The following is a 25439-nucleotide window of genomic DNA, read 5'->3' as shown; positions in this document are numbered from 1 at the left end:
AACCTGCTTAGCATTTTATTCATTTTTGGACCTGCATATGCATCTGCAATCAAAGGATTACAAGCCGCTTCTGTACATCCGTTACCAAATCCTATAAAAAGTGTAGAAACAAGTAATCCTACATATCCTCCGGCATATATTGTCAATAAGATACCAATAGTATGGGCTACAAATGCAGCTTTCATAATGTTTTTAGGCCCAAAAGTGTGATAAACCAACCCACCAATGATCATAGAGATCGGAAATCCTAAAAAGAACATACTGTTGATAAATCCAAGCTGTTCTGCAGTCAGATTAAATTGCGCTCCGAGCTGGGGTAAAATACCCGCCCTGATAGAGAAGGTAAAAGCTGTGGTGATCACAGCAAAGCAACTCCCGTTGAATAAGGCACTCTTGTTAATGTTTTCGTTCATAATATAATGGTTATTTAGTTAGTTCTAACAGCATCCTTGTTAGCACGGCCATTGGACGCATCAAAAGTTATATCATTGGCTTATAAGCTATTCACCTGATATTACCACCTGAATAGCTGCATATTTTCTTTATTTATTTGGGTTGAATTAAAATATTAGTATTTGGTTAAACGAAATTAGTAAAATATTTAATTTAGGCAATCGATTGCTTAAAAATATTTAGCTGTAATTTCCTCAACCAGATATTACAATAGCTGATCGGTTCATTTTTATCTCCATGGCTCAGTTATAAGGCCATTCTGTACTTTCTTCCCTAATGGGTCGCTCCACTAGCCAACGGGAGAGGCGGAAGTAAGTACGGCAGAGCCAACACCGCCATTGGAGTAATACAAATAGAAGTGCGTCTTACCATCTGCTTCCAGTCAGGATATAATGGAAAGGCGCCCAGGAATTTGTACTCCATGGTGCCAGCTTTGCTGTATTTATGAAGTGTAAGTCTTGCCGGTATTCTTGTCTGTGAGTAAGTGTTTATATTGAACAAGGATATAGTCAAAAATTGCTTAATTTTTTTAACGCCTTTAACCTACATTTTTAGAAACGCCCATTGCTGGTTACGTCCTCCATAATAGTCCCATTGATTAGCACTGCCGCCGTTGTTCAGGGAATATCCTGAAATTTCCAGCGCCTTTCCACTATTTACATTGATCAATTTATAGTATCCGTTGTCAGTTGCCTGAATTGACCATTTTTGATTATTTCCGCCTGAATAATCCCACAAATCTGCCTGACCACCGTTGGCTATTGACCAGCTATCGATCTCCAAGCACTTTCCTGAAGCATGCATTGGTGTTAACCTGTAATAGCCACTACCTGCATCTTCAACTTTAAATTGTTGATTTGCTCCGGCTAAATATTCCCATTGATCGGCCAATGTATGGTTAGCGGTGCCCCATCCGGCGAACTCTAGTGCTTTAAAACTATTTCTATTCATAATCTGATAGATACTTCCTACCTGAATGCCAGGTGAGGTACCGTTTTGTTCCCCCTGCACAAGAGCGGCTAAACCTTGTTGATCGCCCACAGTGTTTGTTTGCCTGTTCAGGATTGCCCCAGTGTCCCAATAAAATGGAAGAATACCGCGTGACAAAGCCTGGCGTGTAACCTGATTTAAAAAATATGCTCTGGAAACCTGATTGAGCGTTAGCGCATCACCTGTGAGTGACGACCGGGTATATGCTCCATATTCTCCTAAAACCACAGGAATGCTTTGGTCAACAAACTTTGTTTTCATCGATTGGAAATACGCGCTTAGGTCGGCCTCCTCTCCCCAGTTGGAATTTCGTGAAGGATCTGTGGTGGAATGATATCCCGATCCCCAATAATAAAACATATTACCCCATGATTGGTCTGAACACGGTCTAAACGACCAAAAACAGCGATATCAACCATAATCCGGCGTAAATATTTAGAAAAAATAAATCTCATAATACATATTTACCACATTAAAATTCATCCCTCCTCGATTAGGCGGACATCTAAAGGTCTGGGAAAGTAAAAGAATTGATTACCAGATTAGTTTGCCGGAGCTGGTTGATCTGAAATATGAAAGTAATCAAAGTCGGCATACCCACCTGTCTGTTTTTCGGCATAATTAAACAGCGCAAACCGGTATCCCATAAAGTGCGGGATGGTATAAGCCATTTTTAATGAGCTTCCGATTTTCTTCCAATGCTTTCCATCAAGGCTATACCTAAAGCTGGCAAGGTCTCTCCTTTGGCTAAAATCACAATGTACGCTAAAATAGATGGTGTTTTGCTTGAACGGAATCCGTTCATTTTCGATAGGCTCGCCTGTTCCAGCATCTATGATCACAATATATTTATCACCTCCTTCTACCCTCACACCAATCAGTCCGTACTTTTTTTGCAACAAACCCAACCCAGCAAAATCACCATCCTTCAGCTTAGATACATCAAGCAAGGTCACTGCGGTTGAAAAAGGGACAGTTGTGCGTTGCGTTAATGTATTTCTGGCTGACAAAAAATCATGATCCAATCGTCCATTGGTCAATCTCAAATGGCCTTTTCTCTTTCTCAGCGACCAAAGCCGCGCATCAGGGTTATGGTTCCATTGCCAGACAAGGGGCAAATCAGCTTCACTGGGTTTTCGGTTAAATTCATCAGAGGCGACAATACCCGGAATCAAACCCTTATCCGCTGGTAAATCCAGGGTGTCCGGAACTTTTCCGTCTATGCCCAGGATTGGCCATTCATTTTGCCACTTAACAGGAACTAAATAAGGAATACGGCCCACCGCACCGAAATCACGAAAAAGGTAAGCATACCAATCGCCATTTGGCATATCGATAAGCCCACCCTGAGCCACACCCAAATCCTGCAGGCCAATTTTCCCCTCATAAGGACCGGTTATCTTATCTGCTCTATGGATCACTACCGTTCGCATACCACCTCTTGGCCAAGTAATGTTAAACAGATAGTATTTACCCTTAACCTTAAACAATTGCGATCCTTCAGCCGGCAATCCAATCTTTTCCCCAGAAGGAAGACTGGCATTTTCTATAATAATACGTTCAGGAACAGCAGGATCAGGACCTGATAAATCAGGCTTCATTTCAACTAACCTGATCTTTCCTCCGCCATAAACCATATAAACTTTGCCGTCGTCATCAAAAAACAGGGAATGATCATGAAATCCTGGCTTAAAAGCCTTTACTTTCCAGGGACCTTTTTCTACATCCTTTGTACTATAGATATACGTTTTTCCGGTAGTCTGGGCAAATGTACTTACGTAGAAAACCCCATTATGATAACGCATACTGCTTGCCCAGGTTCCCTGACCGTAAGCCTGCTTACCGTTTTTTAGGTTGAGTTCATCTACGTCCGCGAGTGTATCATAGACATAATTTACAATACTCCAGTTTATCAAATCGCTGGACTTCATAATCGGAACGCCGGGGCTCATGTGCATTGTGGTGCTACTCATGTAGTATAAATCTCCTACACGCACCATAGACATATCGGGTACATCTGCAAAAATAATGGGATTTTGTGCCTTTAGCTGTTGAGCAAATACCGAGTGAAATAAACAATTTAATGTAGTTAAGATCACAAAGGCAATTATATTTCTCATCTTGTCAGGGTTATGTGTTTGGTAATTTTATACTAGAAAGAAGCGGTATCTACCGGTTTAAAAAGCATTTGAGAAAACATATACAATCCATTTTTCCAAACCTTAAAATCATGAAAGCCCGGTTCAATAAAATAGATGTGAGGTACTTGATTTTGAATAAGATAATCGTGGGTACGCTTACTGTAAATGATTAGATTATCACTTGCTCCGCAGGATATAAATAACAGTTTAAGCATTTCTTTTGCTTTGGCAGGATCAGGCACCAGGTCCTGAGGGACTCTGGTATTTGGTGCTGAGGAAAAACCACCAACCCATGCAAATTTTTGAAGATTCCCTAACCCAAAATTTAACGATTGCCCTCCGCCCATGGATAGTCCCGCAATTGCACGGTGCTCAGGGTCTTTATGTGTTCGGAACTTCTTTTCCACAAAGGGAATCAGATCGTTTAATAGATCTTTTTCGAAAGTTGAAAATGCATCAATCTTATCTTTGGACATGACGTTTCCAATTGCACGGTCATCTTTCATGGCGCGACCGTTAGGCATTACAACAATCATAGGCACTAATTTCCCTGCTGCATAAAGGTTATCTAGTATGACCTGTGGCTTCCCTCCATTTAACCATTCCCTTTCATCTCCACCAATCCCGTGGAGTAAATACAAAACAGGATACTTCTTGTTCTTTGTATAACCCGGAGGGGTGTAGGTTATCGCCTTTCTAATGGTGCCTACAGTTTCAGAGTAATAACTGATCGTGTCTATTTTACCATGTGGTATGTCCACATTTACAACGTCAAAACCAGGAGAAGCTGGCTCGACAATTTGTTGTGAAGAAACAGGCATGCTGAACAAGAACAACATCCCGGCAAGTAACATCTGCCTTATACTTAAGTGTCTATTCCATTTAATCATAATTGTTTTTTTTAGCGGTTTATTTCCTATGAACTATTTTTAAATTACTATTTTTTGAACTGTCATCCAGTAATGACAGCATTTTGGTAGCGTAGCGTTTACCCAACTCTCTATATCCAGCGGCGTTAAAATGTAATTTATCCGCAGCAGCCGTACATCCTTTTGACGAGATGACATATGAATTTAAAATGGTCTGAGGCAATTTTCCAATCGTGGCATTCATACCCGCACAAATACCCCCCTGATCAGCATGCACCATTTCTCCGACGAGTAATGGTATTGAGTTCTCTTTGAGGTTCAAATCTCTCAGCAAATTATCATAAACAGCTTTAACTTTCTCTACCCATAATGTGTCACCCGTATTAGATTCGCCCTGATGTAACAGAATCCCCTTTATTACCCCTTGTTTTTGGGCAATTTCTGCCAACTCAACTAAACGCCCATAAGGATTCCCTCCATATTGATTGATCATTCCGATCATCCAACCTGGAGCAGTAGCGCTATAAGATTTGTACCCTTCCTTATCAAATAATTCAATTTTGCACCCACCAACTGCAACATTAATCACTCCCACTTTTATATTCTTGGGAAGATTAGAAACCATCGTTTTTCCAAAATAATCAGCTGGCGTTAAACCCGTATTGCACCTGCTTAAAGGGGGCATTGCGGTATACCAGTTTCCCTTCCTTCTGTTAAGATCAAGGCAGTCCACTGCTTGCAATACTTTGAAACGGTTACTTATGCTTATTGTATCCTGAGCTTCGAATTTGGCATTCCCCTCCATATTAGATTGACCAAAACACAGATAAATATGAAAATCCTTATCTTGTGCGTAGCTTTTATTTAAACTTAGCAGAAACATAATCAAAAAGAGACCAACTCTCTTTATTTTCAATGTGGATGAACCAAACACTGAAATATTTTTACTTCTCATCATGATAATCGTTATTGTTGTTAAACCAGCCCTACCTGTTCTATAACCCCGTGCATATGAGCAAAGACACATGGTTAAGCGTACCATAAAACTATATCATGCAGGCTCTTTTACAGGGAAGTTTTGGACATTATTGTAGCAGAAATGTTATAGCAATAAAATTTATGGTAGAAATACGGGCTGCGTTAATAAACCGGGATCAAACAATTAAGGTTTACAAGGATTTAACTTCTCCAACCAAGCCAACATCCGCTTTTCGCTTTAAATGGATATATTCAGAGGGCTGCATATTAAATTTGGCTTTAAAAGACTTTGCAAAATAGTTTGGTGTAGCAAAACCCACCATATAGGCAATTTGGGAAACATTCAAATCACTTTTTTCGAGTAACACAGTGGCCTTGTCCAGCTTAACAGACCTGATGTATTCCACCGGAGATTGTCCGGTTAATTCCAAAATTTTGTGGTATAAGGATCCCCTGCTCATACCAACATGTTTGCTAAGGTCTTCAACAGAAAGTTTAGGATTATTCAGATTTTCTTCAATGTACAAGGCAACCTTATTCAATAACCTGTCGCTATGCGATTCTATGATCAATTCGGGTGCCTGAACCTTGATCTGCTTGGTATAAGTTTCTTTGAGTGTCTTATTCAGTGCCAGGAGATTCTTAATTTTAGCATTAAGAATTTCAAAATTAAATGGCTTGGTCAAGTAGTCATTAGCACCTGTTTTCAGCCCTCTGATCTGTTCTTCTTCGCCAGTTAAGGCTGTCAGCAATATGATCGGGATGTGATTGGTTCTTTTATCTGACTTAACTTTATAGCACAACTCAATTCCATTCATGTAAGGCATATTGATGTCACTTACGATAACCTGAGGATGATGTGCCAAAGCCTGTTGCCACCCTTCCTGTCCGTTACTGGCCTCATAGATCCTATAAAAGGGCTTTAAACCGTCTTTAAGATAAAATCTAAAATCCTCGTTGTCCTCTACCAATAAAATTGAAGGGATTTCGATACTGACTTGGATTTCTTGCTTAGCGCCGGTGGCTTCCTGCCCGTTTTCGGATCGCGTTGGGCCCGAAAAATCCAACTCCAGTTCATCGTCAGCCATCGTTGTTGAAAAAGGAAGGTTAATGATAAAACTGCTTCCAAGCCCAGGTTCACTTTCAACAACTATATTCCCGCCATGCATTTTAATAAATTCCTTGGCAATGGACAAGCCAATGCCACTTCCCTGATTCAAAATGGAGGCTGTGGTATCGATTTGAAAAAACCGTTCAAATATTCTTTCTTTATTTTCCCCAGAGATGCCAATACCCGTATCGGAAACCCTGATCATAAGACAAGATTCAGTGCCGATGAGCGGATCGTTTTTTTCTAATTCCACGGATATTGTACCACCAACCGGAGTAAATTTAAATGCATTAGACAGGAGATTGAATAATACACGTTCTATTTTATCCTGATCAAAAGAGGTATAAATACAATTGAAGCGGCTCTTAAATAAAAGCTGAATCTGCTTCCGTTCACTAAGGTCATTAAAGGGTTCCAAAACTTCTTTGATAAAGGAAACCATATCTCCATCAGAAAGGTTTAACCTTAATTCCTGGTCTTCCATTTTCCGGAAATCCAGAATTTGATTAACCAGATTGAGCAAGCGTCGGGTATTTCGTTTGATCATATTTAAAGGGTCGGCAATTTCAGCAGCTCTCTTTTCCGTCAACAGTTTGTCAATAGGCCCGATAATTAGCGACAGCGGGGTACGGAACTCATGACTCAAGTTGGTGAGAAATTTGATCTTCAGTTTATCTAATTCGCGTAAGCGTTCGGCCTCCTTGCGTTCCTGTTCAATTAGCTGCTCTGCTTTCATTTTTTCCTGAATCACCGCAAATTTCAGTTTGAGCTTTTGAATTCCCCTGTGCCTGATATAAAGAAGAGTGCCTACAGCCAAGCAGAAGTACAAAACATATGCATACACGGTGCGCCAGAATGGTGGCAGTACATGTATTTTTATTGCGGTTTCGCCAGCGTTCCAAAGCCCATCGTTATTACTGGCTTTTACATGAAAGACATATTCACCCGGATCAAGATTAGTATAAGAAGCAGATTTAGAAGTCCCCCCATCGACCCATTCATTGTCAAAACCCTCTAAGCGGTACAAATATCTGTTCTGCTCAGGCGCGGTGTAGTTTAAACTTACATAGCTAAGGGTAAAATTTTGCTTATAATCCAGATAAATATCCTTTACAACTGAAATATGCTCCCTAATCGGACCATCTGCTGAGGCTACAACTGAGGCATTGGCTACTTTCAGATCTGTAAAAAGGACTGACGGCACGTTTTTATTTTTCTTAAAATACTGGGGGTTAAAATAATTAAAGCCATCGGCACCTCCAAAATAAATATCCCCGTCAGAAGAAATGAAGCCTGCTCCCAATACAAAATTATTGTTCTGTACACCATTGTAAATGGTGTAGTTGGTGAATTTATTCGTTTTACGGTCAAAGCTGCTAATTCCTTTATTTGTGCTGACCCATATTCGTCCCTGCTTATCCTCCACTATTGCATAAACAGTTGCATTGTTCAATCCATCCTTTTCAGAGAAAGTGATAAATTGATTCTTACTACGATCAAATAAGCTCAGGCCACCGCTAAAAGTTCCAACCCAGATATTCCCCAGGCGGTCTTTCATTACAGACAAAGTAAGGTCATTGGGAAGCTTACTATTTGCCTTATTATGAACAACAAATTTGTTGCTGTCAGGATTATATACGGCAATTCCAGAGCCATAAGAGCCAATCCAGATCTGGCCACTGTTATCTTCTTCAATAAACCTGATAAAGTTATTTCCGGGATAATCGTGCTCATTTATGGCTCTCGGATTATTACAATATTTCACCAGCACTTCGTGGTCGGCACCTATCACATTAACCCCCCCGCCGTTCGTGCCCACCCAGATTTTGCCTTTCTGATCTTCCTTAACACAAAATATATCATTTGAATTCAGTGCATCCGGACGATCATGATGGGTAATCTGCTGAAATTTTCCGGTTTTTAAATCCATGATCACCAGGCCACTTGCATAGGTTGCGAGATACAATTGCTTAGACCTGGTTATTTCCATGTTCATGATCGAAATATTGCTTAGGGTAGCCCCGTTTAACAAAGGAAAATTAAACCTTCTAAATAGTTCGGTTTTTCGATTGAACAAATTAAGTCCCCCACCATCTGTTCCAACAAAAATCTCGTCATTGTTATATTCAGCAAATGAAGTAACGATAGAAGCATTTAATCCCTTCAAATTGAAAATATTACTTTGTTTTAATTGAAAAAGATTAAGATTGGTATCGTATTTATTGACCCCTCCCCGGTATGGTCCCAGCCAGTAAATACCTTGATTGTCTATATAAATGCAATTTATTGACCTCCCGGTAAGGCTGTATATATCCCTGGAATCTGCATTGTACCTTTTAAAAATCCCAGTTTTGATATCGAGAATACTTAAACCATCATCCGTCCCAACCCAAAGCTGACCAGTACTGTTCGCCGCTAGACTCATCACAATATTATTGCTTAATGTATTTACATCCTTGCTGTTATGTCTGAAGTTTTTAAATCCTTTTCCGTCTGGTTGTAGACGGCTGAGGCCATTTTTTGTGGCAAACCATAAATTTCCGGTGGGATCTTCTGTAATCGACGACACATAATTGTCACTTAGACTTGAAGAATCCGAAGTGTCGTTTTTAAAATATTTAAATGAGTTACTTTGTCTTTCGTATAAATAAAGTCCATTGTCAGATCCGATCCACATTCTGTGTTTACTGTCTTCATAAAGACAGTTGAGCACGATAGAAGGAACTGGTTGCCGGAGGCGGGGGTTGATCGCTAACTTCGTAACTTTTTTAGTCTTTGGATCAAGAACATCTAAACCACCATAACTAGCGACCCATACTTTCCCCTTATAATCGCTATAAATTGCACGTACATTGTCGTGACTCAGGCCTTCAGGTGTATTTGCTGGAAAAGTAATAAAGGAATTTTTCTTCCTGTCATATAAACTCAGGGAACCTCCGGAACTTCCGATCCATAGGTTTCCTGATTTGTCTTCATGCAATGCCCGGACATCATTTGCTTGTACTCCAGAGGAATCATCAGACTTATATTTGTAAACAATGAAGTTGGTCCCATCAAATTTATTCAATCCGTCCTCGGTCGCAAACCACATCAATCCGTATCGGTCTTTTAAAATTGCATTGACCATATTGGATGAGAGTCCATCTTTTGTTTTCAATGCAGTAAAGTTCACTTTTTGCCGTTGTGCATATCCTGCTGAGAATGTCAAAAGCAAAAAGAAGAAACAAAAACAAAATTTCTTAAAAATAGCCTGGTTCAACATGGTCTTTGGTTACCTAAATTTATTTAAATAAGTATACCAGACAGCATAAATTTGGATCCGCTCCAAATTAAATAACTGTTAAGCGCTATAATTCCGATTGATATTTATCCTTCAGCGGAAATGGTTACAAGTGGTATATTTGGTTTCGTTAACGAAAGTAACAACAATATAGACATCCAATGGCAACAAATGTCTTTTTTTTGGCTACAAAAGTTTAAAATAGTGCGCTGGAAATTGAATCATTTAAAGTTTATAACTTCAGCGTAGGCTTTTTTTCGTTGAAGTTTCTGATCAAATAATAAGGGATAGTTCTTCCTACCCTGTACCGGATAATAGTCAAGCCAACTGTACCGGTCTGAAACATTCCAGAACGTCACGCTGGTAATGTGCTTCTTGTATTCCCTAAAGATTCGGAAAATTTTGGCGTACTGATCAGCTTGTTTTTGTTCCAGCTCTGGGGTCAAATACTCAGTTTCTCCCTCCCTTTTTTGTCTTTTATGTTTTTCCCATGGATAAATTGACATGTCGAGTTCTGTAAAATGGATTTGTAAACCTAAAGATGAATACAATTCAATTGCCTCACGCAATTCTTTTTCAGATGGCTCAAAAATTGACCAGTGGGCTTGCAACCCTACCCCATGAATAGGAACTTTTTGCGCAATCAGCTTTTTGAGCAGCCGATAAATTTTATCGCGTTTAACCGGTCGCTCTGTATTGTAGTCATTGTAAAAAAGTAAAGCATCCGGATCAGCAGCATGAGCATATTCAAATGCCTTTGTTATATATTCTTCACCACATATCTTATACCACAGGGAATTTCTGATAAACTCGTCATCAGCATCGCCTATTGCTTCATTGACAACATCCCATGCGTAAATCTTTCCCTTATATCTTTTCACCACTGTAGTGATGTGCTCTTTAAGGCGCTTAAGGAGCACATCCTTTGTAACAAGATGACCCTCTTTGTCCTTAAACATCCAATCGGCAACTTGCTCATGCCAGCATAAATTATGTCCGCGAATCTTTAGCCCGTGATTTTGAGCAAAGTTGACTATGGAATCTGCATCACGCCAGAAATAAAAATCCTCATGAGGATGTATGGCTTCCATTTTCATCGCATTCTCTGGGGTGATGCTGTTAAATTCTTGTAAAAGAAGTTTCGCTTCATCGCCCGATAGAGTTTTGCGGCTCACAGCAACACCGATAGGAAAGTAATCTTTGTAGTAATCCCTAAGTCCTTTAATAGTCAAAGGCTTTTGACCAAATGTCCCGCAACTTATCGAGACTCCCAGAATAAGGAGGACCAATGCCAGTGTCTCTGTCTTTAATTTATATATTTTCATGTGATTTAAAATAGGTGCCAATGGCTATTGAGGTCTCTCTGCGAGTTTTTGTAGTCTACCAGAAAACGGCTAATCATTTTCTGTCGATGGATGCTTAAATAAAGCCATAGTTGTTTTTATAAATCCATATTTAAGGTTCCTAATCAATTAGCTACTTTTTAAAGGTACTGTCATTCCCGCTATAGTCAAACCACTTATAGATGGCCTTATTGTCGGTGATTTGCCCATCAGCTGTAGCATACATACCATATAATACACCAACAAAGCCCTTTGCAACGGCCGTACTTAAATACTTACCGTCAATTTTATCGGCTAAGGGTTTCCATTCATTTTCTTTCAAAGCATACCAAAACGAGTAAACATCGCGTTCGGAGTTCACTTTAAAATATGCAGTCTTTTGAAAAGACGGTAGGGCAACCTGCTTTAACAAATCCATTTTATCAGTGGTGGGATTACCTTTGAACAATTGAATTACATCTTTACCATTATCGTGGGATTTGCACATAAAGTAGAAGTGGTTTTCATTTTGAAAAATCACTATTCCAGCTTTTTCATTGGCCAGTTTAGTGGAAAAATTCATTTCGGTTGAGGCCGAACTTGACAAGTGTTGCTGTCTTCTTCCAATAAAAGCAGGATTTCCTTTTTCTAAAATTGTCTGAGGAAGCAGCTTAATCGTAAGTGCATTTTTATTTTCTTTAAAATTATACCATGAGGGATTGTGTGTTCGTAAAAATAAAAACTCGGTATTAAGGGTATCTTTAAATGGAACTCTAAAGTTAAAGTTTCCGGTAACTGGCAATTGATTGTTTTGCTTATCTTCTTTCCAGTTCACTTTATATTCATATTGCACTTCTTCATGGTCTGGATTGATAATTGGCCAATCGGCTATCCATTTTACAGGGGCTATAAACGTTTCCCGGCCAGTATTATAAAAGTCTCCTTCATAGGGACGCACGCCTAAAAAAACAGCGTAGGTATTCCCATCTGGTCCTTCTACCAAATCTGCATGACCAACTGATGATATAGGATTTTTCCGCTTAGGATCCAGATGCCTTTGAGTCAAAATAGGATTCTTTTCATAGGGTATGAAAGGACCCCGGACATCTTTACTCCTGAAAATTACCTCTGAATGGTTCACACTGGTTCCGCCTTCCGCAGCCATTAAATAATAGTATCCGTTTCTTTTGTAGATGTGGGGGGCTTCGATCCAAACTGGTTTTTTACTGATGTCAACGCCACCATTTACCAAGATTCTTTCAGTTCCCAGGGGTTTCAAAGTAGCAAGATCCAGTTCGTAGATCTTCACCGTTCTGTGCCCGCTGTACAATGACTTATATTCAGGGGGATCGCTGTTGTATATGATAAAGACCTTGTCATCTTCAAAATATAAAGAAGGGTCAATCCCCCTCACCTCTTTAAGGTAAATTGGGTCACTCCAGGGCCCCGCGGGGTTTTTAGCTGTGATTATAAAATTGCCTCCCTTATCAATATTGGTACAGGTAATATAAAAGATCCCTTTATAATAATTTATTGCTGGTGCAAACAAACCTCTGGAAACCTGCTGACCCATAAAATCCATTTGTGACGGCCGATCAATTGCGCTGGTAATTTGCTTCCAGCTTTTAAGATCCTTACTATGAAATACCGGAATCCCTGGAAAATAAACAAAAGTCGAGGTGACCATATAATAATCCGTTCCGACTTTAAATATTGCCGGATCTGGATAAAATCCTGGAAGAATTGGATTTTCTAAAGTCATTTGTGCCCTGGCATCCGAAAACAATGTTATCAGTACGATTAAATAAGAGAGGATAATGTATTTTTTTTGCATATATGATAAATTAATAAGCCAAAACTAGCTCAATAAAAAAAAGAACGTGGCCTCATTTGTTGAATTTAAGGCTATAAATGTTTGCATTGTGCTATGACATTTCTTCAATCTTTATGTTTTTCTCCCACCTGATCACGGGACACCACTCCAAGCAAATTAGACATTTTTCATAAAAGATTGTAGCAAAGGACTGCAACAAGTAATAAACCTCAAAATTCTGTTTTGTAAAAAAAGTTCAGTCACGAGATTATTGCCTTCCCTATTTATGACGTGCCCAGACTTTCCCATTGGTATAAAGGCAGGGTTTTAGGAGATGCTGCACATGGCATTTCTCAGCATATTGGGCAGTGAGCATCGTTAGCATTGGAAGACACGGTTGTAGTTGCCGGTTTGTTAAAACTACATAAAGACTACAGTACCGCGTTTCAGGCTTTTCAGTCAGAGCGCCAGCCCTGAGTAGAAAAAAAGTAATAAAAGTACCAGAAAAGTAGGTGATACAGCTTGACTGGATTTATGGTTGGACTTACTCACATAAAAAATCCTTAACATGTTCGTCCTGCTATAGCTTGTCATTAGGTCTTATCCGTCTATAACTTTACAGTTGGTCTGATACGGGTTTCGCTTTAAATTAAAAAAGCCTCTCAGAATTAACTGAAAGGCTTTCTAAGGGTGGAGAATAGCGGAGTTGAAATCGCCTCAATTGCGGCCTCAAAACGCTGTTTATCATGCTTTAAATGCGGTTCGTTTTCTGTATTTTTCATGTTTTTGGCTGAGTTTTGGCTGAGTTTATACAAATAAAAATACAAAAAATCGCCGCCAAATGCAACTTTAAGCTACAATTTAAATATTAACACTAAATTTCGATAGCAAAAAATTCGCTATTTATCTATTATTTTGAGGTAAATTATGTGACTTTCTACTCGATTTTTTAGATGAAATATTGAAATCTCCACTGATTTATTAAGAAAATTCAGTAGCTCTTTTGGCTGAGTTTTTGGCTGGATTCTGGCTGAGTTTTGGCTGAGTTTTGGCTGAGTTTTCAAATCGTCTTTTTTATAGAAATTACTCAATTTTTAGCCACGAATATCTGGCTAAAGCACGCCCCTCTAGGTTCAAACACTTTCTACAATTGGATTCTCAAGCATTCAAAATCTTGTAAACGAAGATGGAGTTAGAATGGCAATCATAAATGAGACCATAGCGATGAGGATAGATATTATCCAACAAATAGGGCGCAAAAAAATCACAAATCTCCATGAAGTTTGCCTTAATACAAGCAATTTCTGTACAACGCCCTATATAAAACACAAATTTCCTTCAAATAGGTGATGATGCTATATATGGAGATTATTCGATATGTGGCCACTACTTTCGCGGAATTTGGTTCTTACTCACTCATATTTTTGAAATATACACCATGGTAGCCATATTACATCTATAGCGGGCATTCAGGACGTATATATACTACAAAACTTTTATTTTGGGAATACAGGAAAGGAGCTAAAATTTCAAAGCACTTTCTTTTTTGTGCACTTAATTCGTTTTGAACACCTAATACCTGCAGCATCTATAACCTTTTTTTGCAAAAAACTGTACAACAATAATTTATACAATTCTTAAAATACCTTCTACGTTAAAATATTCGGTTGGGTGATAATAAGAAGAAAGAATCAGCCTCAAATTTCCACTATTATTTATAGCTGTGACGGTTTTACCGGGCTGACTAGACGGATTAAGTGTTATAGTACTGCCAAAACCGTTGCCCTGCACCGTTGTAGATCCAGAGTTATCTACAACTCTTAATTTGAAGACATAAAAGCAATACTCGCTAAATCTTATAGATGTATCAATATTAATGTTGAATGTTGTGCCTGCAGATTTAGATTGTGAACAGAATGCTACTGCATTACCTACATAACCGCAGTCACCGGAATAATCTAAATTAATGAGGTTATTACTGTGAGAGATGTTCGCTTTGACCATGGGTAAACCACTTCCGCCATCATAAATTATTGCCGTGCCGTTTATTGTGCACTTTCTGCCAATTTGATATTTAGGAGGTAAGGTTAAAATTCCATTAGTTGGAGTCATATAATTATTTATTTCGACATCGAACAAAGAGGTATAATCATCATCTATTATAACAATATTAGTACAGTTTGCATCCGCGTAGTTACCTCTTCTAAAGCATCCCTGGTGAAGATACTTCCCAGAAAAACAAATCCCTACGTTGTAAAACCAGTTATTGTCTATAGTAACAGCTCTATGTGCTGCGGCATCGTTCATATCTATTGCTGTACCAGTTATTCCTTCGAAATAGCAGGTGCTAATTGTTAATGGGTTTACTTCGCCCAGAAAAGAAATTCCATTTGTACAATCTTCCGCGCTTAAATTTGTTAATTGTAATCCATTAATACCTCCGGAAAAAACAAATGCAAGTTTCCTTCCTGCTACAAAAACATCCTTGATATTCTCAACATTTACGTAGTTGCTGAAAGTGAAGGCAGGTAAAGCGGATGTCTTACTAGCATTACGACATATGAGATTCTTAAATCCTCCATAAAAGCTTCGGGATGCTATAACACATTGGTCAACTTCTAAAAATTGAATGTTCGAGATGAAGCTGATCTCATTGAAGTTAAAAAGATTGAACGCTAATTTTGAATTTATGATAATAAGATCTGAGACTTGAGCAGATACAACTCGATGCGATTCGTCAGGGGTTCCTATATTTGAAATAACGTTTGTTCCAGAAACATATGCTGATTCAAACATTGTCCCGGCAGTATTCCCATTCAATGTTGAATTGTTTCCATTAATTACAATATAGGATGGGATTAGTATTTTTCCTGTGACCCGATATGTTCCGGAAGGAAACTCAACAGTTTTTATCTTACCGGTTGCTGCGAACTTAATTGTATTATTTATTGAAGCTGTATCGTCTGTAGTACCATTACCAACAGCTCCAAACCAAGTGATATTTAATCCAGATTCGAAGATTCTTTTGAATCTTGCTCCTGAAGTTGAAACCAGTATAGTCCCGGTATTATCAATTGATGTAGTATCTGCTGGATCATAGTACCAGTGCCCACCGCCAAAATCTTTAGTTTGATAAACGGTTCCAGCAAGGGGGGTTGTTACGGTTCTCAGACCGGAAATTGTGGTATTGAGTGCGTCTGCCATAATTTGAGATTGTTTAGTGCAATATAAGGAAATCGAAACAGAAGGTTATCTTCGTTGTGTATCAATTAAAGTACAAATCTGCAAAAAGAGGATAAATATCGTCGTTTTCGCTCCTTTTCAAACTCCTGGAAAACCAGTGATTTTTTATCCACCATAATAGCAAATTCCACTATCCACTCAAAGACGGCAAATAAATTCAGGACAGGATATTGCTTTAGCCTATCATTAAAGCATCATTATAAGCGTTGTTTGATTATGTGGTCAATTAAAATAAATCAAAAAATATTATGGCAATATTTATAATCATTGAATGATAGAAATTATACCTTAGGCGAATGAAGAACCTCTTATATTTTCTATTGTTAACGGTAATCATAGCTTGTAACGGAAACTCTTCAGATAAAGAACAGCCAATTGCTGCTACAACACCGAAAATTAATTATACTGTTAAATCAAGCTTCCCACATAGCACTAATGCATTTACAGAAGGTTTCTTGTTTCACAATGGATCTTTGTACGAAAGTACAGGATCACCGGAAGAGTTTCCGGAAACAGAATCTGTTATAGGAATCGTTAATCTTGCAACCGGAAGCATTGATCAGAAGGTTCAGCTTGATAAGCGCATTTACTTTGGAGAAGGCATCGTATTCCTAAATAACAAGCTTTTTCAGCTAACCTATAAAAATCAAACCTGCTTTGTATACGATGCGAAAACCTTTAAAAAGTTAGGACAATATACTTTTACAAATACAGAAGGCTGGGGACTCACCACCGACGGCTCCAATATAATTATGAGCGATGGAACAGAACTACTTAGTTATGTCAATCCTGATAACTTTCAAATTATCAAAAAGCTGTCGGTTTCAGAAAATGGCTACGCTTTACGAAACTTAAATGAACTTGAATATATAGAAGATTTTATCTATGCCAATATATGGACTACGGATGAGATCGTTAAGATTGATCCGGCAAACGGCAAAGTGATTGGTAAGCTCGATTTAACCATGCTTAAGGATAGTGCAGTAAGAATCAATCCAAAAGCCCAGGAAACAAACGGGATTGCTTATAATCCCAAAACTAAAAAGACACTTGTTACAGGTAAACTCTGGCCTAAAATTTATGAAATTGAATTGTCAGCAACTGGCAAATAGACATTTACGCATCTACCATACAATTGAAAACTGAGATTTTGCCCGGTGTTTTGTAACTTCATCTGTTATTTGGCTTCTAATAAACAAATCTCACCAATGAAACAAGCGCTCCAATATGCCATGAAAGTGGCCTTAACCTCCCTTCTGTTTACCATTCCCCTGTCTTTTCTTGCCATGATGGGCTATCTCGCACTGCTCCCCCTGTTACTGGATAATTACAATTTCAACGTTAGTCTGAGCATAGTCGATCTGGTGTATTCCTGGTGCTGATCGTTCTTGCCATATTGGCTACCGCAAAAAGAACGGATAAAATCAATAATATCGCGTACAATAAGCCGGCCATCGTATTAAAATCATTCTTAGCTTCCATGCTGGTCTTCTGTTTTTATTTGCTGTTGACTGGCAAACTGAGTGACCTTTCCTTAGACGAATTCATCGTCAGCTATGGTCCACCTTTTCTTATTACCTATATTTGTATGAAGGTCTATCCTCTTAAAGCCTAAGTAGTTGATTATTGTTAGAACTTTCGCAATTACTGATAAAACTCCATATTATATACTATTATTTATATCCCGAATAATCAGTCTTTTTTCTCTTGTGTATTATTATATTCTTCAATTAATGAACGCACAAAATCAAAGGTAAATTTGTCTTCTTTAATATAGCGGTCAAGTATACGTGGATTATCAGCAATCAAAGTGGAAAAGTTATCCTTCCTTGTTTTCCTGCTACCCCACATCTGGTTTGATTTTACCTCAACCAGTTCCCCATTGTCTTTCTGGGCATACCAGTATTGCAATGGCCCGTTACCCCCAAAACCCAATCCGGAACCTCCATAAGAATTGGGAACAGCAGGTGTACGTCCCATTCCTCCTTTAAAATATTCATACAGTTTGATCCTGCCATTTTCCAGAACTTGTAAAAAAAATCTTCCTTTGTTACCTGGTAAACCTACAGATCTGAAGGTTTCACGGCCAGTTTTGTAAACCTCTGTAATGTCAGTTGGACCGAATTTCCGGACCTTCTTTTCTCCGCTACCGATAAATTTAACCTTCTTAAGATTCTGATTTTTTATTTCGCCCATCAGTTTGGTGCCATCATTCATAATGACAAAATCGGTTTGTGCCTGCACCTTAGATGTAGCGAAAGAAAATAGAAAACAGAAAAAAAGAAATGGCGACTTGATTCTAACAATTTTCATATACAATTTTAATTTATCTTAGTTATTTCGGTGGTCGCATTTACTCCATTATTGACAATACTGAAAGAAAACTCCGTACTGTTGCTATTCAATATGTAACCTCCGATAATTTGATGCATTTCCTTTGGCATAACAGCTATAATCAATCGTCTTATTGTCCAAGCTGGTTATAAAAACTATAACTCACATCTGAATACCTGTTAGCATAATTAATAGAAGTATTTCCTGTCTCAGGTATACTTACTTTGTAATAACCGGCAGGTAGCGGAATAGGGGAACCCTGATTGGCTACTTCCTGCTCATCAACAGACATATGTATAACTTCAAGGAACAGCGCCGGGCAAAAATCGACTCTGCCTGTAAAATTCGCTACTAAATATTATTCAAATATCAACACGCCCTATCTCGGAACTTTACTCTGCTCATACACCTCCGAACTGTAGCATCGTGTATCTTCAGTTAAAAATTATTTCAACCTTTTGCTTATCTGATTCTAACTTGCCAATTTAAAGTTCGATCTTTTGGCCCAAATTTATTCCCGATGCTAGATCAACCTGAAACATCTGACTAGTCTCATTTCTAATATCCCAATATTCGCTACTTAGGCAGACATCATTTATTTGAGTAATTTTAAACCCATCATACGCTAATCTTTCAGTGCGCCATTTAATTCCTTTTTTATCATAGGCCAATAAATCTGTAAAATTGGCAAAAACCAAAACATTTTGTGCTTTACTTGAATGAGCACTCATGATTGGAATTGTATCTACCAACTACCAATCTTCCGGATCCTCAGAAGACACTACATAACCGTTTCCTCGTGAAACGATGCAAAAATCTATCTGGGTCGGGAGTTGTATAAACTCCAGAAAGACTTCTATTACTAATTTCGTCAAATGCAAAAATTCCGACCCAAGTTTTTCCAAAATGAGGTACGATTTTAATAATCAAACCGCCTTTTCCACCATCTTGTTGTCCCTTTGGATAATAGTGTCTTTCCTCTGACCCAATTCCATTAAGTACTTCAATTTCATAAGTGCTTTTAAATGTCAAATCAATTTTCATTTTATTTTACCTACTCCCAAAACCTTCGAAGCTTCTCTTATAGTAAAGCTATTTCCTGGTGTAAGTTCATCTGCAAAATAATCCGGTTCAATAAACTCTACTTCAATTTCAAACTCGTTTAGACTATCCAATTTTACGATATTACTTATCTTACCTGACATACATTTCTCTCCAAAACAAAATAAGAAAATTCGCTCTTTTAAGAGAACTGTAACACTTTCCCAAATAATATGTCCTTTTGTTAAACCCATTGCATATTGTTATTTTATTGATCTAATCGCTGAATTAAAATTCGGCAACTTTTCTGGTGATACAAAATAAAATGGTCTACCAACATCAGTCCCATTTTCAAATATAAAACTTTTATTTACTTTAATTTTAAGTATTTGATTGCCTTCTCCAGCCCAATTGTTAAACCAATGGGCATCGTCAATATTTGTCCAAAACAACTTTCCTTCATAAGCAGAAATGCGTGAACTTATTGGGGCCTGCCTAAATCCGTGCGCTAAAATGTCTATAGCTTCGTTATTACTTACAACACGATAAATTGTCCGACTGGTCAACCCTTCATAAGCCAACCCAACACCTCGCCCGACAATTCCTCCAATAGCCACTTCTTCAAAGAAATAGTTAGGCTTGATTCCACCCCAACCATTTGTTTGTTTGGTGTAGCTATTGTATTCCCCCACCTTCCAGTTTGCACTCTTTCTTAACAGCTGATTATATGCTCCGTTAATCTGACCTGCAATCTTAGAGGGTTTAGCATCAGCAAAGTGCCCAACAATACCTTCCCCTTTACCAGTATTGAATCCCCAGGTGTTGCCGTTATTATATATCTCTTCAGGATGCTCTCCTTTTGCAAATGACACCACATGCCGCCACGCAGCCCCTAGCCATGAATACCCCCCATCCGGGTCAACCGAAGATACGGGATTATTTCCCATTCCAACATACGGAGAATAAAATTGTCCTGCCGGATCTGTACTCATCCACCTGCCAATCCCGGGATCATACATCCTCAAATCAAAATTATTCCAACCGGTTTCCTTGTCAACTTCTGCATACTGACCCTGGTAACCATAACGGTAATCACTATTGGCTAGTGTTAAAGGGCTACCGTATGGGTAGTAGTCTGAATAGTAAACCACATCGGCTTTGCCATTACCCTGTTTCACTTCATTGATCACTGCCCTAACATTTCCTAAATGGTCAGTCAGCTCATACTGGTAATTATTGCTCAGCTTGGTATATGTTCCAACTCTTGATGCAGCATATACAGGCAGCTCCTTCTGCCCCATTGCTGTGCCTTTATTGTCATAAACCGACAACAGGTTTCCTGCGGCATCATAAACATAATAAGTAATCTGGTTCAACACATGGTCGGTCTTTCTTACACGGTTGCCTGATTCATCATAGGCAAAGGAAACCCTTAGTGTAGTCTTTGCAGCATTAGAATAAATAGCAGTTACTTTACCATTCACATCATAATTTAGATAGTAACCCTGGCTGCCTGCGGTGCGCACCTGGCTGGCCATCTGCCCTAAAGCATCATAAGTATAGGTGGCGTAACTGCCCACTGAACTTAATTTGTTGGTATTAGCCAGGTAACTGTACATATAATTCGCTGTATTTGTTCCCGCAGCATTGGTGCGTTTCAATGTGGTAATGTTGCCATTGGCATCATACCCCAAATCATGCTCCCTATTGGCATTAACAATTTCCGAAAAACTGTTTGAACCAAAATTCGGGGCCCCAAACTTGTTATTGCTAAATTGATATTTATCATTATAGGCATAGGTAACCATGGCCGGGTTATTAACCGCAGCACCATAAGCAGTCACTACAGCATTTGGTTTCTGGCTTCGCCAGCTCTGCCCCATAATGCTGCCGCTATAGTCCGATGTCCCTCCAATTGCTATGCTGGTTATATTTGTACTGCCCCGTGTATAATCTCCGTTAAAGTATTCCAGGGTTTGCCCAAACACATCTGTACTAAAACTGTTCACTACCCCATCTTTACCGGGGTCATTTGCTTCTGTAGAATGGTTAATACTCTTTAAAAGCCCTTGAGCTGTATATACATAATCAATTCCCTGCAGGTTAGTACCCAGTTCTGCCCGTTTCAAAGGCCCATGCACATAATAAGAATATTTTGCCTGCAGCTTCCTGCCAGATGTAGCAGCGGTGGTATAAACAGTGGTTAACCGGTTATCTGCATCGTAATTATATTCATGGGTGAACCGTTCAGCGGCCGTATTTTTCTGAAAATCAACAACAGAGGCATTTCCTTTGGCATCATAGCTATAATCAATCGTCTTGTTCCCCAGTCCGGGAACAGTGCGGATCATCCATACCAGCCTGCCTTCCCCGTTGTAATTGTACCAGGTTTTACTGCCGCCGGCATTTTCTGTCCAGCTTACTGCTCCTCTTAAGGCGGCAACATCCTGCACATACCCCGAAACTCCATGAGTACCATTGGCTACATCATAGTAAGTTTTCACCCAGCCCTGTTTGGTGCCACCGGTAAGCCCTCCATCCGCAGCAATGCTTTCCTGCAGCGCAGTATTGGTCTTGGCCAGGGCAAAGGTAATCGTTGCCGTCTCCACAAACTCTCCCGATTCTACAGACCTTCCCCAACGGTCATAATTGGTATATGAAAAACGTTTCGGACTCGCACTTTGCTGCACACTATTCTGCGAAAAACGGATGTTGCCATCTTGCCTGTAAATAAATTCAGTCTTACCCGCATCCGTCTGCGTATTGGCAATCAGCCTCCCCTGCAAATCATATTCATAAGTAGTCCTGAAAGGAACATTGGCAAACGTAGGATAAGCTATAATTCCATTGTTAAGAATCGCTTTAACACCTTCAGGGGCTATGCTGCCTACCAATTGTCCAAGCTGGTTATAAAAATTATAACTGATATCTGAATACCTGTTGGCATAACTAATAGTAGCATTCCCTGTCTCAGGGATGCTTACCTTGTAGTACCCGGCAGGTAGCTGAACAGGGGAACCCTGATTAGCTACTTCCTGCTCATCAACAGACATATTGTAAAGTTTCCAACCTGTTCCTCCTATGGTTACCAAAGCCGGATTGAGCAATCGGAAGTAATGAATCTGGTCTTTTGTATCAGATGCCGGCTTAGCGTTACATGCTTTACAAACAGAAGTTTCAATATTATTCGCGGGAACCCGGAAACTCACGTTAAAAGGGGCAGAAGAAATAACTTTGTATTTGCCCTGGGTATTACCGGCCGAATTAAACCCAACTGCTGTACCGGAATACACTGTTGTTGACGAAACCCAATTATTCGTGCTTTTAAGAACTTCAATATACCCTCCGTTAACCCGTATATAAGGGGCATAAGCAGGAACAACACCGTTCTCATTCCAATTGATTTCGTATTCATAACCACCTTGGTTAGAGATATTGACACTATTAGTAACAGTCAATCCTCCGTTAACATCAGGTTTTGCTGTCATAAGCACTCTTCCTTCCAAATCTGTTACGCTGGCTACCTGTACGCCATTCACATCTTGAGCTATTTCCAGCATTCCATTGCTTACCAGTGAATTTCGTGCCCCTACCTGAGTCTCTGGGAAAAATTTAACACGCAACTGGTTATAAAAATCCAATTCATTTTGTACTCCCGTTGTGTTCGATGAAGCCTGATAACCCGAACCCATCTTAAAGGCTTCACCCACTCCGGCCGTTTTTTTTACCGCCCCTGTTCCATCATTATAGAAAGTATTCCGGCTGTAAGGGTATGATGTAGCCGCCACATATGGTTCCAGTGTGTTATTATTACTGTAGTACCAGCCCAAAGTACCAATTGAGGTATTACTAACCGGATCAGGCGCATTTGTCTTGCCCCCATCAAAGTTGCGGTGATCGTACTTTGAACCGTTTGCATTTATAATAAAATTTGGTTTGTAATTAAGCTGGGCGCTATTAGTAGGTGCTGCAAGTGTAGCGCCAGCAGAGCGGCCCAATGCATCATACAACACCTCAGAAGCAAGAACCTGATTGGCTGTAATATTCTTAACCTGCGATTGAATTGATTTACCATTATCGCTATAATATGATTTGCTCTCACTGATCTGCACGCCATCATCATCGTAAGATTTTGTTTGTATAGCGTTGATATACGGATCTAAATTAGCAACTACCCTAATGCTGAAACTTGCGGTGCTGCTTCCTTCACCATTTGTCGCAGTCACAGTATATGTAGTTGCAGCTGTTACAGTAGTTGGAGTTCCGCTTATGATACCCGTACTGGCATTTAGTGACAGACCCGCAGGCAACGCAGGGGAAATTGTATATCCGCCACCAGATAAAGAGATCTTTCTAATTACATTCGCACTGTTTTCGGCAACATAAAGGTTTGCTTTTGCGGCATCTATGCTAACTCCGTAAGGAGAATTGAAACTAACAACCGAACCTGAACCATTTACAGTCGCGGCAGTACCATTACCTGCTAAAGTGGTTACAACCCCAGCCGGAGTAATCTTCCTGATACGGTTATTCATCCGATCCACAAGGAATATATTTCCACCGGCATCAACCGTCAAAGCGTTTGCCTCATTGAACATTGCCGCAGTGCCGGTTCCTTCTGCAAATCCGGCTGTACCATTGCCCGCAAGTGTTGAAACTATCCCTCCTGAAGTAATTTTGCGGACAACGTGGTTTATCCTGTCGGCAACATATAAATTACCTGTCGCATCAAAGGCTAGCCCCATCGGGTTTCTAAATGTAGAAGAAAGCGCTGCACCATTGGTTATACCGGCAGTGCCCGTTCCTGCGTATGTAGTTACCACACCGGAAGGGGTAACTTTACGGATCCTGTTATTAGAATAGTCTGCAACATACAGGTTCCCGCTTCCATCCAATGCCAAACCTATGGGGCTGCTAAAACTAGCTGCCGTTCCTGTACCGTCGGCAAAGCTAGCGCTACCGCTACCTGCCAGTGTTGTTACTACGCCTGCAGGGGTAATTTTACGAATTCTGTGGTTCTGCTGATCGGATACATAAACGTTTCCAGAAGCATCTACTGTTAATGCTGAAGGATGCTGAAAGACAGCAGAAGTACCTGTCCCATCTGCATATCCTGCATACCCAGCCCCCGCTAATACCGTTACGACACCAAGGGAGCTAATCTTCTTCACCTGATGATTTCCTGCATCAGCAACATACACATTCCCAGAAGCATCACAGGCAGTATTTAATGGATTGTACATGCCCGTGACAAACGTTGAGGTAACCGCACTACTTCCTCCAACAGCTCCACCTGTATTACCAAGAACAATACTAGCTAAAGAACCAACAGCTAAAATATTTGTAGCAGGATAACTAATTGACGGAGCTGAGTTAGTTCCACCCGAGTTGAGCGAATTAACGACCAAATTGAAATCTCCGGTAGAACTACCATATCCTTCAACAGCTAAGTAATAAGTACCCGGATTTAAAGTATATGTCAAATGGGATTTTGCGCCACAATCAGGAGAATCATCCTGATAGGTGATGACACCACCAACAGAATTCAGAATATGGATGTAAGTATCGAAAGTGCTGGAACAAAGCGAGAAATCCAGCATAGCCGGACTCGTGACAATAAAACGATAATACACTTCAGGGCTCGTTTGGCCAATACTATTCGTATATGTAATACCATTATAACTCAAATTATTCCCAACATTGCTAAAGGTAGGGCCACCAATTGAGCTGTAACTGCCAATATAAATGGCTGTTGACAATGAGGTACCGGTTTGTGCATGGGAAGACATGCTTAATAAAGCCATTACAAATCCTAGTGAAATGCTTAGCATTAATCTTTTCATAGCATATGATTTAAATTTTTC

Annotated in this window: 17 protein-coding genes; 1 reads left to right on the top strand and 16 read right to left on the bottom strand. The window is 39.5% G+C overall.

What is annotated here, in order from left to right; all coding sequences use genetic code 11:
* The 9 genes from HQN86_RS00585 to HQN86_RS00545 all read right to left on the bottom strand — a co-directional run.
* On the bottom strand, nucleotides 1-413 hold a 413-nt coding region (locus tag HQN86_RS00585; protein ID WP_172659107.1), incomplete at its 3' end, for an MFS transporter.
* Nucleotides 414-996: 583 nt separating this feature from the next.
* Nucleotides 997-1803: an RICIN domain-containing protein gene (locus HQN86_RS00580; RefSeq protein ID WP_172659106.1), complete on the bottom strand. Its 807-nt coding sequence runs from the start codon at nucleotides 1801-1803 to the stop codon at nucleotides 997-999.
* 182 nt (nucleotides 1804-1985) lie between these two features.
* Nucleotides 1986-3563: a glycoside hydrolase family 43 protein gene (locus tag HQN86_RS00575; protein WP_172659105.1), complete on the bottom strand. Its 1578-nt coding sequence runs from the start codon at nucleotides 3561-3563 to the stop codon at nucleotides 1986-1988.
* 32 nt (nucleotides 3564-3595) lie between these two features.
* Nucleotides 3596-4474 carry an alpha/beta hydrolase gene (locus HQN86_RS00570; RefSeq protein WP_246269358.1) on the bottom strand — a complete coding sequence of 293 codons (879 nt, stop codon included), beginning with the start codon at nucleotides 4472-4474 and terminating at the stop codon, nucleotides 3596-3598.
* 19 nt (nucleotides 4475-4493) lie between these two features.
* On the bottom strand, nucleotides 4494-5411 hold the full coding sequence (locus HQN86_RS00565) for a sialate O-acetylesterase (RefSeq protein ID WP_246269357.1): 918 nt from the start codon (nucleotides 5409-5411) through the stop codon (nucleotides 4494-4496).
* Nucleotides 5412-5622: 211 nt separating this feature from the next.
* Complete coding sequence (locus HQN86_RS00560; protein ID WP_216854296.1) at nucleotides 5623-9750, bottom strand: hybrid sensor histidine kinase/response regulator transcription factor; 4128 nt, start codon at nucleotides 9748-9750, stop codon at nucleotides 5623-5625.
* Nucleotides 9751-10043: 293 nt separating this feature from the next.
* Entirely contained in the window at nucleotides 10044-11147 is a 1104-nt protein-coding gene (locus tag HQN86_RS00555; protein ID WP_172659103.1) for an endo-1,4-beta-xylanase, read from the bottom strand.
* 151 nt (nucleotides 11148-11298) lie between these two features.
* A complete protein-coding gene (locus tag HQN86_RS00550) occupies nucleotides 11299-12978 on the bottom strand; it encodes a glycoside hydrolase family 43 protein (protein ID WP_172659102.1) in 1680 nt (559 codons plus the stop codon).
* A 1605-nt stretch (nucleotides 12979-14583) separates the two neighbouring features.
* Complete coding sequence (locus HQN86_RS00545; RefSeq protein WP_172659101.1) at nucleotides 14584-16161, bottom strand: glycosyl hydrolase family 28-related protein; 1578 nt, start codon at nucleotides 16159-16161, stop codon at nucleotides 14584-14586.
* Between the two features lie 335 nt (nucleotides 16162-16496).
* Here HQN86_RS00545 and HQN86_RS00540 point away from each other — a divergent pair, with 335 nt between their 5' ends.
* Nucleotides 16497-17312 carry a glutaminyl-peptide cyclotransferase gene (locus tag HQN86_RS00540; protein WP_172659100.1) on the top strand — a complete coding sequence of 272 codons (816 nt, stop codon included), beginning with the start codon at nucleotides 16497-16499 and terminating at the stop codon, nucleotides 17310-17312.
* Nucleotides 17313-17541: 229 nt separating this feature from the next.
* Here HQN86_RS00540 and HQN86_RS00535 read toward each other — a convergent pair whose 3' ends face one another.
* The 7 genes from HQN86_RS00535 to HQN86_RS00505 form a co-directional block, all read right to left on the bottom strand.
* Nucleotides 17542-17682: a hypothetical protein gene (locus HQN86_RS00535; protein ID WP_172659099.1), complete on the bottom strand. Its 141-nt coding sequence runs from the start codon at nucleotides 17680-17682 to the stop codon at nucleotides 17542-17544.
* Between the two features lie 210 nt (nucleotides 17683-17892).
* Entirely contained in the window at nucleotides 17893-18513 is a 621-nt protein-coding gene (locus HQN86_RS00530; RefSeq protein ID WP_172659098.1) for a hypothetical protein, read from the bottom strand.
* 151 nt (nucleotides 18514-18664) lie between these two features.
* Entirely contained in the window at nucleotides 18665-18826 is a 162-nt protein-coding gene (locus tag HQN86_RS00525; RefSeq protein WP_172659096.1) for a hypothetical protein, read from the bottom strand.
* Between the two features lie 193 nt (nucleotides 18827-19019).
* On the bottom strand, nucleotides 19020-19265 hold the full coding sequence (locus tag HQN86_RS00520; protein ID WP_172659095.1) for a hypothetical protein: 246 nt from the start codon (nucleotides 19263-19265) through the stop codon (nucleotides 19020-19022).
* Nucleotides 19266-19305: 40 nt separating this feature from the next.
* On the bottom strand, nucleotides 19306-19578 hold the full coding sequence (locus tag HQN86_RS00515; protein WP_172659094.1) for a hypothetical protein: 273 nt from the start codon (nucleotides 19576-19578) through the stop codon (nucleotides 19306-19308).
* The gene (locus HQN86_RS00510; RefSeq protein WP_172659093.1) at nucleotides 19575-19829 is read right to left on the bottom strand and encodes a hypothetical protein; all 255 of its coding nucleotides are present in this window, start codon (nucleotides 19827-19829) and stop codon (nucleotides 19575-19577) included. The genes HQN86_RS00515 and HQN86_RS00510 overlap by 4 nt, the downstream gene beginning before the upstream one ends.
* A 9-nt stretch (nucleotides 19830-19838) precedes the next feature.
* Nucleotides 19839-25418, bottom strand: coding sequence for an RHS repeat-associated core domain-containing protein (locus HQN86_RS00505; RefSeq protein WP_172659092.1), 5580 nt, complete (start codon nucleotides 25416-25418; stop codon nucleotides 19839-19841).
* Nucleotides 25419-25439 lie beyond the last annotated feature (21 nt).

The organism is Pedobacter panaciterrae (assembly GCF_013204795.1).
GTDB classification, from domain to species: domain Bacteria; phylum Bacteroidota; class Bacteroidia; order Sphingobacteriales; family Sphingobacteriaceae; genus Pedobacter; species Pedobacter panaciterrae.
Note: the sequence above shows the minus strand (reverse complement) of the source record. Positions and strands in the feature narration are given on the sequence as shown.